17 protein-coding genes are annotated in these 14,070 nt (G+C 64.5%); 6 read left to right on the top strand and 11 right to left on the bottom strand.

Translation table 11 applies throughout. From position 1 onward, the window contains the following. Window positions 1-101: 101 nt before the first annotated feature. Window positions 102-860, bottom strand: a complete 759-nt coding sequence (locus CAG33_RS11365) for a Nif3-like dinuclear metal center hexameric protein (RefSeq protein WP_085578631.1) — start codon at window positions 858-860, stop codon at window positions 102-104. Between the two features lie 102 nt (window positions 861-962). Between CAG33_RS11365 and algW the strand changes: the two genes are divergently transcribed. After that, window positions 963-2,123 (top strand): Do family serine endopeptidase AlgW, encoded by a 1,161-nt coding sequence (gene algW / locus CAG33_RS11360; protein ID WP_085578629.1) that lies wholly within the window; start codon window positions 963-965, stop codon window positions 2,121-2,123. A gap of 188 nt (window positions 2,124-2,311) precedes the next feature. Here algW and hisC read toward each other — a convergent pair whose 3' ends face one another. From hisC to CAG33_RS11310, 10 genes are all read right to left on the bottom strand, one after another. After that, complete coding sequence (gene hisC / locus CAG33_RS11355) at window positions 2,312-3,364, bottom strand: histidinol-phosphate transaminase (RefSeq protein WP_085638426.1); 1,053 nt, start codon at window positions 3,362-3,364, stop codon at window positions 2,312-2,314. A 3-nt stretch (window positions 3,365-3,367) separates the two neighbouring features. Then, on the bottom strand, window positions 3,368-4,693 hold the full coding sequence (gene hisD, locus CAG33_RS11350; protein WP_085638423.1) for a histidinol dehydrogenase: 1,326 nt from the start codon (window positions 4,691-4,693) through the stop codon (window positions 3,368-3,370). A gap of 124 nt (window positions 4,694-4,817) precedes the next feature. Then, complete coding sequence (gene hisG / locus CAG33_RS11345; protein WP_085578623.1) at window positions 4,818-5,453, bottom strand: ATP phosphoribosyltransferase; 636 nt, start codon at window positions 5,451-5,453, stop codon at window positions 4,818-4,820. A gap of 141 nt (window positions 5,454-5,594) precedes the next feature. Continuing rightward, entirely contained in the window at window positions 5,595-6,860 is a 1,266-nt protein-coding gene (gene murA / locus CAG33_RS11340; protein ID WP_085578621.1) for a UDP-N-acetylglucosamine 1-carboxyvinyltransferase, read from the bottom strand. 22 nt (window positions 6,861-6,882) lie between these two features. After that, window positions 6,883-7,122, bottom strand: coding sequence for a BolA family protein (locus tag CAG33_RS11335; protein WP_007953556.1), 240 nt, complete (start codon window positions 7,120-7,122; stop codon window positions 6,883-6,885). Between the two features lie 115 nt (window positions 7,123-7,237). After that, window positions 7,238-7,543, bottom strand: coding sequence for a lipid asymmetry maintenance protein MlaB (locus CAG33_RS11330; RefSeq protein WP_085578619.1), 306 nt, complete (start codon window positions 7,541-7,543; stop codon window positions 7,238-7,240). Next, complete coding sequence (locus CAG33_RS11325; protein WP_085631688.1) at window positions 7,540-8,190, bottom strand: phospholipid-binding protein MlaC; 651 nt, start codon at window positions 8,188-8,190, stop codon at window positions 7,540-7,542. The genes CAG33_RS11330 and CAG33_RS11325 overlap by 4 nt, the downstream gene beginning before the upstream one ends. Window positions 8,191-8,201: 11 nt before the next feature. After that, entirely contained in the window at window positions 8,202-8,669 is a 468-nt protein-coding gene (mlaD, locus tag CAG33_RS11320; RefSeq protein ID WP_085578615.1) for an outer membrane lipid asymmetry maintenance protein MlaD, read from the bottom strand. Further along, the gene (mlaE, locus tag CAG33_RS11315) at window positions 8,669-9,466 is read right to left on the bottom strand and encodes a lipid asymmetry maintenance ABC transporter permease subunit MlaE (RefSeq protein WP_085578613.1); all 798 of its coding nucleotides are present in this window, start codon (window positions 9,464-9,466) and stop codon (window positions 8,669-8,671) included. The genes mlaD and mlaE overlap by 1 nt, the downstream gene beginning before the upstream one ends. Next, window positions 9,466-10,278: an ATP-binding cassette domain-containing protein gene (locus CAG33_RS11310; protein ID WP_085578611.1), complete on the bottom strand. Its 813-nt coding sequence runs from the start codon at window positions 10,276-10,278 to the stop codon at window positions 9,466-9,468. The genes mlaE and CAG33_RS11310 overlap by 1 nt, the downstream gene beginning before the upstream one ends. Before the next feature lie 277 nt (window positions 10,279-10,555). On the opposite strand from CAG33_RS11310, the gene CAG33_RS11305 reads away from it, so the two are divergent. Genes CAG33_RS11305 through lptB form a run of 5 tightly spaced genes read left to right on the top strand, consistent with a single transcriptional unit; the run spans window position 10,556 to window position 13,896 of the window. After that, window positions 10,556-11,530 (top strand): KpsF/GutQ family sugar-phosphate isomerase, encoded by a 975-nt coding sequence (locus CAG33_RS11305; RefSeq protein ID WP_085631690.1) that lies wholly within the window; start codon window positions 10,556-10,558, stop codon window positions 11,528-11,530. Beyond that, the gene (locus CAG33_RS11300; protein WP_085578607.1) at window positions 11,531-12,055 is read left to right on the top strand and encodes an HAD family hydrolase; all 525 of its coding nucleotides are present in this window, start codon (window positions 11,531-11,533) and stop codon (window positions 12,053-12,055) included. 8 nt (window positions 12,056-12,063) lie between these two features. Next, a complete protein-coding gene (gene lptC / locus CAG33_RS11295; RefSeq protein WP_085578605.1) occupies window positions 12,064-12,636 on the top strand; it encodes an LPS export ABC transporter periplasmic protein LptC in 573 nt (190 codons plus the stop codon). Further along, complete coding sequence (gene lptA, locus CAG33_RS11290) at window positions 12,623-13,171, top strand: lipopolysaccharide transport periplasmic protein LptA (protein ID WP_085578603.1); 549 nt, start codon at window positions 12,623-12,625, stop codon at window positions 13,169-13,171. Before lptC ends, lptA begins: the two co-directional genes overlap by 14 nt. Further along, window positions 13,171-13,896 carry an LPS export ABC transporter ATP-binding protein gene (gene lptB, locus CAG33_RS11285; protein WP_085578601.1) on the top strand — a complete coding sequence of 242 codons (726 nt, stop codon included), beginning with the start codon at window positions 13,171-13,173 and terminating at the stop codon, window positions 13,894-13,896. Before lptA ends, lptB begins: the two co-directional genes overlap by 1 nt. Window positions 13,897-14,070: the final 174 nt, after the last annotated feature.

Raw genomic sequence — 14,070 nt, 5'->3', positions numbered from 1 at the left:
TGCCGTGCATGACATTGTGGGAGCCAGCCTGCTGGCGATGACGGCGGCACATCCGGCATCGGCATGTCAGGCAGCCCGCTCCCGCAGCCTCCCCGCCGGTTTCAGATGGGGTTCGGGCAATCGATGAAGATGTGCTCCAGGGCGAACCGCCTGGCCAGGTACTCGCCCAGCGCCTGCACGCCGTAGCGTTCGGTGGCGTGGTGGCCGGCGGCGATGAAGCTGATGCCGTTCTCCCGGGCGCTGTGGAAGGTCTGTTCCGAGGCTTCGCCGCTGAGGAACAGGTCGACCCCGGCGGCGATGGCCTGGTCGATGTAGCCCTGGCCGCCGCCGGTGCACCAGCCGACCCGCCGGATCATCGCGCTGCCTTCGACCAAAAGCGGCTCGCGGCCCATGGCCTCCTGCACCCGCCGGGCGAAATCCCGCGGCGTCGCCGGTTCGCTGAGCGAGCCGACCAGGCCGACGACCTTCAGGTTGTCCGGATCCAGCGGCCCTTCGACGGTGATGTCCAGCTGACGGGCCAACTGCACGTTGTTGCCGACGTCCGGATGCAGGTCCAGCGGCAGGTGGTAGGCCAGCAGGCTGATGTCGTGCTTGAGCAAGGTCTTGAGGCGGCGCTGCTTCATGCCGGTGACGCAGGGGTTCTCGCCCTTCCAGAAGTAGCCGTGGTGCACCAGCACCAGGTCCGCCTCGGCTTCGACGGCGGCGTCGAGCAGCGCCTGGCTGGCGGTGACGCCGCTGACGATGCGCATCACCTGCGGCCGGCCCTCGACCTGCAGGCCGTTGGGGCAGTAATCGGCGATTTTCGAACTGCCGAGGTAACGGTCGGCTTCCTCGACCAGGGTGCTCAGGGCGACGGCCATGAAAGACTCCTAAATATCCGTTCAGAGGCGCGCGCGGCCTCGTATAATGCGCGACATTATGGGCGGTCCGACCCCGCCTGCAACTTTTCCAGGACGTGCTTAATGCTCAAGGCGCTGCGTTTTTTCGGCTGGCCGCTGTTGGCCGGCGTGCTTATCGCTCTGTTGATCATCCAGCGTTACCCGCAGTGGGTCGGGCTCCCGAGCCTCGACGTCAACCTGCAGCAAGCCCCGCAGACCACCAGCATCCAGCAGGGGCCGGTGACCTACGCCGACGCCGTGACCATCGCCGCGCCGTCGGTGGTCAACCTGTACACCACCAAAGTCATCGCCAAACCGGCCCATCCGCTGTTCGACGACCCGCAGTTCCGCCGCTTCTTCGGCGACAACTCGCCCAAGCAGAAGCGCATGGAGTCGAGCCTGGGCTCCGGCGTGATCATGAGCCCGGAAGGCTTCATCCTGACCAACAACCACGTCACCAGCGGCGCCGACCAGATCGTCGTGGCCCTCAAGGACGGCCGCGAGACCCTGGCCCGGGTCATCGGCAGCGATCCCGAGACTGACCTGGCGGTGCTCAAGATCGACCTGAAGAACCTGCCGGCGATCACCGTGGGCCGCTCCGACAACATCCGCATCGGCGACGTCGCCCTGGCCATCGGCAACCCGTTCGGCGTCGGCCAGACCGTGACCATGGGCATCATCAGCGCCACCGGGCGCAATCAGCTGGGCCTGAACAACTACGAAGACTTCATCCAGACCGACGCGGCCATCAACCCCGGCAACTCCGGCGGCGCCCTGGTGGACGCCAACGGCAACCTCACCGGCATCAACACGGCGATCTTCTCCAAGTCCGGCGGCTCCCAGGGCATCGGCTTCGCGATCCCGGTGAAGCTGGCGATGGAGGTCATGAAGTCGATCATCGAGCACGGCCAGGTCATCCGTGGCTGGCTGGGCATCGAGGTGCAGCCGCTGACCCAGGAACTGGCGGAGTCGTTCGGCCTGTCCGGCCGTCCGGGCATCGTGGTGGCGGGGATCTTCCGCGACGGCCCGGCGCAGAAGGCCGGCCTGCAACTGGGCGACGTGATCCTGAGCATCGACGGCGAACCGGCCGGTGACGGCCGCAAATCGATGAACCAGGTGGCGCGGATCAAACCGACCGACAAAGTCACGATCCAGGTGATGCGCAACGGCAAGGAACTGAAGCTGACCGCGGAAATCGGCCTGCGTCCGCCGCCGGCACCGGTCAAGGAACAGGAAGAGAACTGACCCATCCAATCGCCAGCAGGCTGGCTCCCACAGGGGATCTGGATAGGTCCCAGCCGCTGTGTTCACCGCAGAACACGGTGGGAGCCAGCCTGCTGGCGATGGCGTCAGCCGAAGCGCCGCAAGGCATGATGAAAAAAGGCCGGCACCTTCAACCGAGGTGCCGGCCTTTTTATAGGCTCAGCAGGCTGTCACAGCTCGCCGAGACCCTCGATCAGCGCCTGGTTCTGCTCCGGCGTGCCGATGGAGATGCGCAGGAACTGGGCGATCCGCTCCTGCTTGAAGTGGCGCACGATCACGCCCTGCTCCCGCAGCTTGGCCGCCAGCCCCGCCGCGTCGTGCTGCGGATGGCGGGCGAAGATGAAGTTGGCCGCCGACGGCAGCACTTCAAAGCCCTTGGCCTGCAACTGCGCGGTCACCCATTCCCGGCTCTCGATCACCAGGCGGCAGGTCTTGTCGAAGTACTCGCGGTCCTCGAAGGCCGCGGCAGCGCCGACATTCGCCATCCGGTCCAGCGGGTAGGAGTTGAAGCTGTTCTTGATCCGCTCCAGCGCCTCGATCAGCTCCGGATGCCCCACCGCCAGCCCGACCCGCAGCCCCGCCAGCGAGCGTGACTTGGAGAGGGTCTGGGTGACGAGCAGGTTCGGATAACGGTTCACCAGACTGATGGCCGTTTCGCCGCCGAAGTCGATGTAGGCCTCGTCCACCACGACCACCGAATCCGGATTGGCCTTGAGGATCCGCTCGACCGCGTCCAGCGCCAGCAGGCAGCCGGTCGGGGCGTTCGGGTTGGGGAAGATGATCCCGCCGTTGGGCCTGGCGTAGTCCGCCGGGTCGATCTGGAACTGCGCGTCCAGCGGCACTGCCTCGAACCCGATGCCGTACAGCCCGGCGTACACCGGATAGAAGCTGTAACTGATGTCCGGGAACAGCAGCGGCTTGTCGTGCTGCAGCAAGCCGTGGAAGACGTGCGCCAGCACCTCGTCCGAGCCGTTGCCGAGGAACACCTGGTTGGCTTGCACGCCGTAATAGTCGGCCACGGCGTTTTTCAGCAGGTCGCTGTTGGGGTCCGGGTACAGGCGCAGGTTGTCGTTGAGTTCGGTCTGCATCGCGGCCAGCGCCTTGGGCGACGGGCCGTACGGGTTTTCGTTGGTGTTGAGCTTGACCAGTTTGGCCAGCTTCGGTTGTTCGCCGGGCACGTAAGGCACCAGATCCTTGACGAACGGGCTCCAGAATTTGCTCATGTCTCAGTTCCCCTGCTGTTCATCGAGGATGCGGTATTCGGCGCTGCGCGCGTGGGCGCTCAGGGATTCGCCACGGGCCAGCACCGATGCGGTCTTACCCAGCTCGGAGGCGCCGGCCTCGGAGCAGAAGATGATCGACGAGCGTTTCTGGAAGTCGTACACGCCCAGCGGCGAGGAGAACCGCGCCGTGCCGGAGGTCGGCAGAACGTGGTTGGGGCCTGCGCAGTAGTCGCCCAGCGCTTCGGAGGTGTGGCGGCCCATGAAGATCGCGCCGGCGTGGCGGATCTGCGGCAGCCAGGCCTGCGGGTCGGCGACCGACAGCTCAAGGTGCTCCGGCGCGATGCGGTTGGCGACTTCGATGGCCTGGGCCATGTCGCGCACCTGAATCAGCGCACCGCGGCCGTTGATCGAGGTCTCGATGATGGCGGCGCGGTCCATGGTCGGCAGCAGCTTGTCGATGCTGGCGGCCACCTTGTCGAGGAACTGTGCATCGGGGCTGACCAGGATCGCCTGGGCGTCTTCGTCGTGCTCAGCCTGGGAGAACAGGTCCATGGCGATCCAGTCCGGATCGGTCTGGCCGTCGCACACCACGAGGATTTCCGAAGGGCCGGCGATCATGTCGATGCCGACCTGGCCGAACACGTGACGCTTGGCGGTGGCCACGTAGATGTTGCCGGGGCCGACCACCTTGTCCACCTGCGGCACGCTTTGGGTGCCGTAGGCCAGTGCGGCGACAGCCTGGGCGCCGCCGATGGTGAACACCCGGTCGACCCCGGCGATGCACGCGGCGGCCAGCACCAACTCATTGACCTCGCCGCGCGGGGTCGGCACCACCATGACCACTTCGCCGACGCCGGCCACCTTGGCCGGGATCGCGTTCATCAGCACCGACGACGGGTACGACGCCTTGCCGCCCGGCACGTACAGGCCGGCGCGGTCCAACGGCGTGACCTTCTGGCCGAGCACGGTGCCGTCGGCCTCGGTGTAGCTCCAGGAATCCTGCTTCTGCCGTTCGTGGTAGCTGCGCACCCGTGCCGCGGCTTTTTCCAGCGCCTCGCGCTGGACCGGGGTGATGCGGGTCAGGGCCAGTTCCAGGCGCTCGCGCGGCAGGATCAGGTCCGCCATCGAGGCGGCGTCCACGCCGTCGAACTGGCGGGTGAACTCGACCAGCGCCTCGTCGCCGCGCTCGCGCACGGCCTTGATGATGTCCAGCACCCGCTGATTGACCGAGTCGTCGGACACGCTTTCCCAGCTCAGCAGATGATCCAGATGATGCGCGAAATCCGGGTCAGCAGCGTTGAGTCGGCGAATTGCAGTCGGTGCGGTCATAGCGAGAGCCTCATAGGATTGGCGAAAACTCAGGCGCCCTAACTTAGCAGTCGTTCCGCTTGGGCACCTGAGATTCTGGCTATGAGGCGGATAGACGGGCGCAGCCGGAGGCCGCGCGGGTACATCAGCCGCGGTGTCGCGATTCCACTGCCTTGCGCAGGGTATCGATCAACGCCTGGATCCGGGCGTGTTGCATCTTCATCGAAGCCTTGTTGACCACCAGGCGCGAGCTGATCGTGGCGATCAGTTCCTGGGGCTCCAGGCCGTTGGCGCGCAGGGTGTTGCCGGTGTCGACCACGTCGATGATCTTGTCCGCCAGACCGATCAGCGGCGCCAGCTCCATCGAGCCGTACAGCTTGATGATGTCGACCTGACGGCCCTGCTCGGCGTAGTAGCGCTTGGCGACGTTGACGAACTTGGTCGCCACCCGCAGGCGGCCCTTGGGTTCGGCGGCGCCGACCTTGCCGGCGGTCATCAGCTTGCATTGGGCGATCTGCAGGTCCAGCGGCTCGTACAGGCCCTGGCCGCTGTATTCCATCAGCACGTCCTTGCCGGCCACACCGAGGTCGGCCGCGCCATGCTCGACATAGGTCGGCACGTCGGTGGCGCGCACGATCAGCAGACGGACGTCTTCCTGGGTCGTGGGGATGATCAGCTTGCGGCTCTTGTCCGGATTCTCGGTCGGCACGATGCCCGCTTCGGCCAGAAGCGGCAGGGTGTCGTCAAGGATGCGGCCCTTGGACAGTGCGATGGTCAACATGGGTAGCGTCAGTCCTTATCAAGGTACTCATGCCCGGACGCGATCGGCGCCGGACACACATCGAGGGCTTGTCCCGAACGGAACGGCAGCCCTCGACCAAAAACGAACTCGGTGGACACCTCCCTGTGTCCGGATGCAGGACTAGCCCGGAACGCGGCGGATCTTGGCGCCCAGCATCTGCAGTTTCTCTTCGATGCACTCGTAGCCACGGTCAATGTGGTAGATGCGGTCGATCAGGGTGTCGCCGTCGGCCACCAGGGCCGAGATCACCAGGCTGGCCGAGGCCCGCAGGTCGGTCGCCATGACCGGTGCGCCCTTGAGGATCTCGGTGCCGGTCACGATGGCGGTGTTGCCTTCGACCTGGATCTTGGCGCCCATGCGGTGCAGTTCGTACACGTGCATGAAACGGTTTTCGAAGATCGTCTCGATCACGGCGCCTGTGCCTTCGGCGATGGCGTTGAGCGAGATGAACTGCGCCTGCATGTCGGTCGGGAACGCCGGGTACGGCGCAGTGCGCACGTTGACCGCCTTCGGCCGCTTGCCGTGCATGTTCAGCTCGATCCAGTCTTCGCCGCTGGTGATCTCGGCGCCGGACTCGCGCAGTTTTTCCAGGACGGCTTCGAGGATGGTCGGATCGGTGTCCTTGACCTTCACGCGCCCGCCGGTGACGGCGGCGGCCACCAGGTAGGTGCCGGTCTCGATGCGGTCAGGCATGACCTTGTAGAAGGTCGGGGCCAGGCGCTCGACGCCATCGATGGTGATGGTGTCGGTGCCGGCGCCGGAAACCTTGGCGCCCATGGCGTTCAGGAAGTTCGCCAGGTCCACCACTTCTGGTTCGCGGGCGGCGTTCTGCAGCACGCTGCGGCCCTTGGCCAGGGCAGCGGCCATCATGATGTTCTCGGTGCCGGTCACGCTGACGGTGTCGAAGAAGAAGTGCGCGCCGCGCAGGCCGCCTTCAGGCGCCTTGGCCTTGATGTAGCCGCCTTCGACGTCGATGACCGCGCCCATGGCCTCCAGGCCGCGGATGTGCAGGTCGACCGGACGCGAACCGATGGCGCAACCGCCCGGCAGCGCGACTTCGGCTTCACCGAAACGGGCGACCATCGGGCCCAGCACCAGGATCGACGCACGCATGGTCTTGACCAGCTCGTACGGGGCGATCAGGGTCTTGATGGTGCGCGGGTCGATTTCCACGCTCAGCTTTTCGTCGATCACAGGCTCGATGCCCATGCGGCCGAACAGCTCGATCATGGTGGTGATGTCGTGCAGGTGCGGCAGGTTGCCCACGGTGACCGGGCCGTCGCACAGCAGGGTGGCGGCCAGGATCGGCAGGGCGGAGTTCTTCGCCCCGGAGATCCGGATCTCGCCGTCAAGGCGTGCGCCGCCGGTAATAATCAATTTATCCATAAGAATCTCGACGCCCTAAGGCTCAGGTGCGCTCGGCCCAGGCCGCGCTGCTGAAAAATTTCATAGTGACCGCGTGGATGCTGCCATCGGCGATCCATGGGTTCAAATGGGCATAGATGCTCTGCTGACGCTTGACCGGACTCAATGCCGCCAGTTCATCGCTAATCACGTTCAACTGGAAGTTGCAGCCTTCGCCTTCGACTTCCACCTGCGTTCCTGGCAGCTTTCCTTCAAGGAAGCTCTTCACTTCTACGGCCTGCATGCTCAACCTCAATCGGCGCCCTGTGCGCGCGGGTCGGACATCATACAAAAAAGCCCCGCGCCTGCGAACCCCGCGGCGCAGGACTCTGACGGGGGGCTTTCTCGTCGATGCGGGTTCAGGGTTGCGCCAACAGCTCGGTCAGCTCGCTGACCTGGGCGATTTCGCGCATGTCTTCGGGCATCGCCCGGATGCTGACCGCCTTGCCGGCGGCCTTCGCATCGCGGATGAAGCACAGCAGCAACGAAAGGCCGACGCTGCTGGACTTCTCCACTTCGGAGCAGTCGATCACCAGCGCCGGCGCCGTGCAGGACTTGATCAGCGCCCGGCCCTGCTCGCGCAGCGCGGGGCCGGTGCGGTAGTCCAGCACGCCGCTGAGCTGCAGCTCACTGGCCTGGTCCAGACGAACGGCCGACTCGGTCATTGCGCTGGCTTCTCTTGCTGTTCGGCGTTCTGCTTGGCCTTGGCCACTTCGCCGGCCCAACCGTTGATGGTCTTGTCCAGGTCGTTGCCGTTGCGTTGCATGGCGTCGGCGAACTGGTCGCGGAACAGCTTGCCGATGTTGATGCCGTTGATGATCACGTTGCGCAGCTTCCACTCGCCGTTGATTTTCTCAAGCGTGTAGGAGACCGGGTAGATCGCGCCGTTGCTGCCCTTGACGGTCATGCCGACGCTGGTGCGGTCGCCCGATTCGTCCTTGGCCGGATCGACGGTGATGCCCTGGTTGTTGTACTCCAGCAAGGCGTTGCCGTAGAACTGGAACAGGCCGCGCTTGAAGTTCTCCTCGAAGGTCTTCATCTGCGCCGGCGTGGCCTTGCGCGAGTACTTGACCGTCATGATGCTCTTGGAGATGCCTTCGGCATCCACGACCGGGCCGACGATGCTGTTGAGCGCGGCATAGAAGTCGGCCGGATCCTGCTTGTACTTCTCTTTGTTGGCGGCAAGGTCGGCCAGCATCCGGTTGGTGGTGTCCTGGACCAGGTCATGCGCCGAAGGCGCCGCCACGGCGTTGGCCGCCAGAGGCAGCGCTGCGAGCAACACCAACAGGCCACGTCGCAAGGTAGAGATCATTCGAAAGCTCCTCATTTGGCGTCTTTGCTAACGGTATTGAGCAGGAATTTACCGATCAGATCCTCCAGCACCAGCGACGACTGGGTGTCGTGAATGGTCCCGCCATCCTTGAGCCGGGTGTCTTCCCCGCCCACGCTGATGCCGATGTACTTCTCGCCCAGCAGTCCAGCCGTCAGGATAGATGCTGTGGAGTCGGTCGGCAGGTTGTCGACGCTTTTGTCCACCTGCAGGGTCACCCGGCCGGTGAAGCTGTCGCGGTCCAGGTCGATCGCAGTGACCTTGCCGATGGTCACGCCGGCCATGGTCACTTTCGCCCGGACCGTCAGGCCGGCGATGTTGTCGAAGTAGGCATAAAGCTTGTAGGTATCGGTGGACGAGGTCGGAGACAGGCCGCTGACCCGCAACGCAAGCAGCAGCAAAGCCAGGATCCCTGCCAGCAGGAACAGGCCGACACCGATTTCCAGGGTGCGGTTTTGCATCAGAAATCTCCAAACATCAAAGCGGTCAGAATAAAGTCCAGGCCGAGCACTGCCAGCGAGGCATATACCACGGTCTTGGTGGTGGCACGGCTGATCCCCTCGGAAGTGGGTTCGCAGTCATAGCCTTGAAATACGGCGATCCAGGTCACGACGAAGGCGAAGACCGCGCTCTTGATGATGCCGTTGAGCACGTCGTCGCCGAAGCTGACGCTGTTCTGCATGTTCGACCAGTAGGAACCTTCATAGACCCCCAGCCAGTCGACCGCCACCCACGAGCCGCCCCAGATGCCCACCACGCTGAAGATCATCGCCAGCACCGGCAGGGAAATGAAACCGGCCCACAGACGCGGGGCGATGATGTACTTGAGCGGGTCGACGCCGATCATCTCAAGGCTTGAGAGCTGTTCGGTGGACTTCATGTTGCCGATCTCCGCCGTCAGCGCCGAACCGGCGCGCCCGGCGAACAGCAGCGCGGTCACCACCGGCCCCAGCTCGCGCAGCAGCGTCAGGGCCACCATCTGCCCCACCGCCTGCTCCGAACCGTAGCTGGACAGGATGTTGAACCCCTGCAGCGCCAGCACCATGCCGATGAAGATGCCGGAGACCACGATGATCACCAGCGACATCACGCCGACCGAATGCAGCTGCTTGACCAGCAGGCCGAAGCCGCTGCCGATGCCGCCGCGGCCCAGCAAGGCATGAAACAGGAACAGGGTCGAACGGCCGAACACCGCGACGGTGTCGATGCCGGCCTGACCGAAGCGGCGCACGCGCTCCATCAATGTAATTCTGCGCATCAGCGTCGCTTCCCCAGAAGATCGGCGCGGTAATCCGGCGCTGGAAAGTGGTACGGAACCGGGCCGTCGGGTTCGCCGGTCATGAATTGACGGATGCGCGGGTCGTCCGAGCCCATCAGCTCCTTCGGCGTGCCCTGCCCCAGCACCTGCCCGTCGCCCACCACATAGATGTAGTCGGCGATGCTCGCGGTCTCGGCCAGGTCGTGGGAAACCACGATGCTGGTGATGCCGAGCGCGTCGTTGAGCAGGCGGATCAGGCGCACCAGCACGCCCATGGCGATCGGATCCTGGCCGACGAAAGGCTCGTCGTACATCAGGATCTGCGGATCCAGGGCGATTGCGCGCGCCAGGGCGACCCGGCGCTTCATGCCGCCGGACAGCTCGTCAGGCATCAGCTCGATGGCCCCGCGCAGCCCCACCGCCTGCAGCTTGAGCAGCACGATGTCGCGGATCATCTCTTCCGGAAGGTCGGTGTGGACGCGCAGCGGGAAGGCGACGTTCTCGAACACGTCGAGGTCGGTGAACAGCGCGCCGCTCTGGAACAGCACGCCCATGTGCTTGCGGGCATCGAACAGATCGCTGCGCGAAAGCTTCGGCAGGTTCTGGCCGTTGACCCACACCTCGCCCTTGGACGGGCGCAGCTGGGCGCCCATCAGGCGCAGCAGCGTGGTCTTGCCGCACCCGGAAGGTCCCATGATGCCGGTGACCTTGCCGCGGGGGATGCGGATATCGACGTTATTGAAAATGCTCCGCGCACCGCGCTTGAAGGAGACTCCCTTCAGCTCGACCGCGTAGGCGTTATCGGCACTCATCTAAACTCCTTGCGATGCAGCCTCTCACTCGGACGCCAGGCTTGGTGAATAAAGCACAAGCGTCCCGGGCAGGCCGAACTGGCGGCGAACTATATCATTGCAATGGGCAAGCGCCCAAGGTCTCGACCACCCCGCTTTTTGCCCGCCGAAGGGCTCTGCCCTCACCGTCCACACGGTTTCGGCCGCCGCGAAGGGCAACGCGCGACGAACTTGCGTGAGGCTTTTCGACAGAACCGCTATAATCGCCGCCTTTTCATCGGGCTATACGATTTCTGACATGAGCCAATCCAGCGACCTGATCCAATCGGCACAACGCACCGTCCGCCTCGAAGCGCAGGCCGTGCAAGGCCTGATGGCCCACATCGACGCCGATTTCGTGCGCGCCTGCGAGATGATCCTGGCCAGCAAGGGCCGTGTGGTCGTGGTCGGCATGGGCAAGTCCGGGCACATCGGCAACAAGATCGCCGCGACCCTCGCCAGCACCGGCACCCCGGCCTTTTTCGTCCATCCGGCCGAAGCCAGCCACGGCGACATGGGCATGATCACCCGCGAAGACGTGATCCTGGCCCTGTCCAACTCCGGCTCGACCAACGAGATCGTCACCCTGCTGCCGTTGATCAAGCGCCTGGGCATCCAGCTGATCAGCGTGACCGGCAATCCTCAGTCGCCGCTGGCCAAGGCCGCCGAAGTCAACCTGAACGTGCAGGTGGAGCACGAAGCCTGCCCGCTGAACCTGGCGCCGACCTCCTCGACCACCGCCGCGCTGGTCATGGGCGACGCCCTGGCGGTGGCGCTGCTGGAGGCCCGCGGCTTCACCGCCGAAGACTTCGCGTTCTCCCACCCGGGCGGCGCCCTGGGCCGTCGCCTGCTGTTGAAGGTGGAAAACGTCATGCACGCCGGCAATGAACTGCCGCAGGTGCAGCGCGGCACCCTGCTCAAGGATGCCCTGCTGGAAATGAGCCGCAAGGGGCTGGGCATGACCGCCGTCCTCGAGGCCGACGGCAAGCTGGCCGGGATCTTCACCGACGGCGACCTGCGCCGCACCCTGGACCGCAACATCGACGTGCACAGCGCCATCATCGACCAGGTGATGACCGTGCACGGTAAGACCGCCCGCGCCGAGATGCTCGCCGCCGAGGCCCTGAAGATCATGGAAGACAACCGAATCAACGCGTTGGTGGTCGTGGACGCGGAGGATCGCCCGGTCGGCGCCTTCAACCTGTCCGACCTGCTGCGCGCAGGAGTCATGTAAATGAGCAACGACCTGCTGCAACGCGGCAAACCGATCAAGCTGGCAGTGTTCGACGTCGACGGCGTCCTCACCGACGGCCGCCTGTACTTCCTCGAAGACGGCAGCGAATTCAAGACCTTCAACACCCTGGACGGCCAAGGCATCAAGATGCTGATGAACGCCGGCGTCCAGACCGCGATCATCAGCGGCCGCAAGACCCCGGTGGTCGAGCGCCGGGCCAAGAACCTGGGCATCCCGCACCTGTTCCAGGGCCGCGAGGACAAACTCGTGGTGCTCGACGGCCTTCTGGAGCAACTGGGCCTAAGCTATGAAGAGGTCGCCTACCTGGGCGACGACCTGCCCGACCTGCCGGTGATCCGCCGCGTCGGGCTCGGCATGGCCGTGGCCAACGCCGCCGCGTTCGTGCGCGAGCATGCCCATGGCGTCACCCAGGCCCGCGGCGGCGAAGGCGCTGCGCGGGAATTCTGCGAATTGATCCTGCGCGCCCAGGGCCGCCTCGATGCCGCCAACGCCGCATATCTGTGAGCCAGACCATGTTTAGCAAAAAGTTTCGCAATATCTTGCTGTTCTGCTGCATCGCGGCGATCTTCGGCGCAGTCGGCTACTGGAACATCAGCCCGGAGCGCTTCCTCGACAAGCCGGCGGTCTCGGCCCAGGAAAGCCCGATCGACTGGTACGCGACCAACACCCACACGCTGCAGTACCTGGAAGACGGCAAGGTGCAGTACGAAATGACGTCGCAGAAGGCCGAGCACGTCAAGGCCACCGACATCACCCTGGTCACCAAGCCCGACCTGAACATGTTCCGCGGCACAGAGTACCCGTGGCACGTCACCAGCGAACGCGGCGAAGTGAACCCCGGCGGCACCGAAGTCGAACTGATCGATTCGGTGCGCATCAAGCGTACCGACGAGAAGAACCGCGACACCCTGATCACCACCACCCGCATGACAGTGTTCCCGCAGCAGCAATATGCGCAGACCGAGCAACCCGTTAGAATTGACGGCGCTGGCGGCGTATCGACCGGCAAAGGAATGAAAGCGTACCTGAAAGACAGCAGGATCCACCTGCTATCGAACGTAAGAGGACAGTATGAGGCTCGTTAAAACCCTCCCTATTTTGCTCAGTCTGGGCGCAGCACTGGGAAGCGCGAGCGCCTGGGCCCTGCCGAACGATAGCCAGCAGCCGATCCGCATCCAGGCCGACGACGCCCAGATCGACGACAAGAACGGCGTGGCGACCTACAAGGGCGATGTGATCATCACCCAGGGCTCCATGATCGTGAAAGGCAACACCGTGACCATCACCCGCGCCACCAGCGGCGACATCGACGTCGTGACCTCGGTGGGCAACCTGGCCTACTTCGAGCAGCTGCAGACCCAGGGCGACACCAAGCCCGTCCAGGGCTACGGCGTGACCATCCAGTACCACGCGCAGCAGAACCGCGTCGTGCTGATCGACCGCGCCAAGGTCATCGACAAGGACGGCAACACCACCCAGGGCGAGAAGATCGTCTACGACACGGTGAAGAAGCTGGCCAGCGCCGGTCGCGCCACCGGCAACAAGGTGACCGAGTCGCGTCCGCGGATCGACATGGTGATCCAGCCGAAACAGAAAACCGACGGACAGAAGGCCCAGTAATGGCAACCCTGAAAGCCCAGCATCTGGCCAAGAGCTACAAGAGCCGCCAGGTCGTGCGCGACGTCAGCCTGTCCATCGACAGCGGTCAGATCGTGGGCCTGCTCGGCCCCAACGGCGCCGGCAAGACCACCTGCTTCTACATGATCGTCGGCCTGGTGCAGGCCGACCAGGGCCGCGTCCTGATCGACGACCTGGACGTCAGCCACCAGCCGATGCACGGCCGCGCCAAGGCCGGCATCGGCTATCTCCCGCAGGAAGCGTCGATCTTCCGCAAACTGTCGGTGGCCGACAACATCATGGCCATCCTCGAGACCCGCAAGGAGCTCGACAAGGCCGGCCGGCGCAAGGAACTGGAAAGCCTGCTGCAGGAGTTCCACATCAGCCACATCCGCGACAACCTCGGCATGAGCCTGTCCGGCGGCGAGCGCCGTCGCGTGGAGATCGCCCGGGCCCTGGCCACCGCACCGAAATTCATCCTCCTCGACGAACCGTTCGCCGGCGTGGACCCGATCTCGGTGGGCGACATCAAGCAGATCATCCACCACCTCAAGGCGAAGGGCATCGGCGTGCTGATCACCGACCACAACGTCCGCGAGACCCTGGACATCTGCGAAACGGCCTACATCGTCAACGACGGCCAACTGATCGCCGAAGGCGACTCGGACACCATCCTCGCCAACGACCTGGTGAAGGAAGTGTACCTGGGCCACGAGTTCCGCCTGTAAGCGCTGAGGTCGCCGCCCTGCCGCCCCTGCGCTGCATCAATTCAAGCGCGGTTTTATGCGCTTTAATTGTTACAGCGCTCTAGGCAAACACTTCAGTTTCAGGCATATAATTTGCTTAAGTTTGGCGCTTCGGCGCCCTGTAGTGGATGGCGCATGTGCGCCGGCAAATAAGGT

The sequence above is a fragment of the Pseudomonas sp. B3(2017) genome, assembly GCF_002113595.1.
Lineage (GTDB): Bacteria > Pseudomonadota > Gammaproteobacteria > Pseudomonadales > Pseudomonadaceae > Aquipseudomonas > Aquipseudomonas ekonensis.
This window is presented reverse-complemented; position numbering and strand designations above follow the sequence as displayed.

Excerpts from the sequence above, each read along its gene's own strand:
- CAG33_RS11365 (WP_085578631.1), bottom strand. The coding sequence starts at position 860 with ATGGCCGTCGCCCTGAGCACCCTGGTCGAGGAAGCCGACCGTTACCTC.
- algW (WP_085578629.1), top strand. The coding sequence starts at position 963 with ATGCTCAAGGCGCTGCGTTTTTTCGGCTGGCCGCTGTTGGCCGGCGTG.
- hisC (WP_085638426.1), bottom strand. The coding sequence starts at position 3,364 with ATGAGCAAATTCTGGAGCCCGTTCGTCAAGGATCTGGTGCCTTACGTG.
- hisD (WP_085638423.1), bottom strand. The coding sequence starts at position 4,693 with ATGACCGCACCGACTGCAATTCGCCGACTCAACGCTGCTGACCCGGAT.
- hisG (WP_085578623.1), bottom strand. The coding sequence starts at position 5,453 with ATGTTGACCATCGCACTGTCCAAGGGCCGCATCCTTGACGACACCCTG.
- murA (WP_085578621.1), bottom strand. The coding sequence starts at position 6,860 with ATGGATAAATTGATTATTACCGGCGGCGCACGCCTTGACGGCGAGATC.
- CAG33_RS11335 (WP_007953556.1), bottom strand. The coding sequence starts at position 7,122 with ATGCAGGCCGTAGAAGTGAAGAGCTTCCTTGAAGGAAAGCTGCCAGGA.
- CAG33_RS11330 (WP_085578619.1), bottom strand. The coding sequence starts at position 7,543 with ATGACCGAGTCGGCCGTTCGTCTGGACCAGGCCAGTGAGCTGCAGCTC.
- CAG33_RS11325 (WP_085631688.1), bottom strand. The coding sequence starts at position 8,190 with ATGATCTCTACCTTGCGACGTGGCCTGTTGGTGTTGCTCGCAGCGCTG.
- mlaD (WP_085578615.1), bottom strand. The coding sequence starts at position 8,669 with ATGCAAAACCGCACCCTGGAAATCGGTGTCGGCCTGTTCCTGCTGGCA.
- mlaE (WP_085578613.1), bottom strand. The coding sequence starts at position 9,466 with ATGCGCAGAATTACATTGATGGAGCGCGTGCGCCGCTTCGGTCAGGCC.
- CAG33_RS11310 (WP_085578611.1), bottom strand. The coding sequence starts at position 10,278 with ATGAGTGCCGATAACGCCTACGCGGTCGAGCTGAAGGGAGTCTCCTTC.
- CAG33_RS11305 (WP_085631690.1), top strand. The coding sequence starts at position 10,556 with ATGAGCCAATCCAGCGACCTGATCCAATCGGCACAACGCACCGTCCGC.
- CAG33_RS11300 (WP_085578607.1), top strand. The coding sequence starts at position 11,531 with ATGAGCAACGACCTGCTGCAACGCGGCAAACCGATCAAGCTGGCAGTG.
- lptC (WP_085578605.1), top strand. The coding sequence starts at position 12,064 with ATGTTTAGCAAAAAGTTTCGCAATATCTTGCTGTTCTGCTGCATCGCG.
- lptA (WP_085578603.1), top strand. The coding sequence starts at position 12,623 with ATGAGGCTCGTTAAAACCCTCCCTATTTTGCTCAGTCTGGGCGCAGCA.
- lptB (WP_085578601.1), top strand. The coding sequence starts at position 13,171 with ATGGCAACCCTGAAAGCCCAGCATCTGGCCAAGAGCTACAAGAGCCGC.